The sequence below is a fragment of the Paraburkholderia sp. SIMBA_053 genome (assembly GCF_046534895.1).
Classification (GTDB): Bacteria; Pseudomonadota; Gammaproteobacteria; order Burkholderiales; family Burkholderiaceae; genus Paraburkholderia; species Paraburkholderia caledonica.
This window is the reverse complement of the sequence record NZ_JAWRXU010001070.1, coordinates 1-257: the sequence shown is the minus strand read 5'-3', so window position 1 is coordinate 257 and position 257 is coordinate 1. Positions and strand designations below refer to the sequence as shown.

1 protein-coding gene is annotated in these 257 nt (G+C 53.3%); it reads right to left on the bottom strand.

Annotated elements, in window-relative coordinates; translation table 11 throughout:
* Nucleotides 1–183 (bottom strand): hypothetical protein (locus SB753_RS38915; RefSeq protein WP_410805397.1); only part of this gene is annotated, 183 nt, incomplete at its 3' end.
* Nucleotides 184–257: the final 74 nt, after the last annotated feature.

The window sequence follows — 257 nt, the reverse complement described above, 5'->3', positions numbered from 1 at the left end:
CAATGATTCCATCAGGTGAAATGGCGCCGGATACTTCGGCTTGGCTGGCAAGGGCAGAAAAGAAAGCGCCAACCCCAGCCTGTCGGAGAAAATCCTGAACCTGTCGGAAGCGATATAAAAGCCGTCATAGGTGATCGACAAGTCGTACCGCACCTTCTTCATCGTGAATGCAGGATTCCACATGTCCCTTCGAAGCTTCGACCCGCAGGCCGAACATAGGCACGACTCATCATCGACCCAATAGCTGCCGTTGTCAG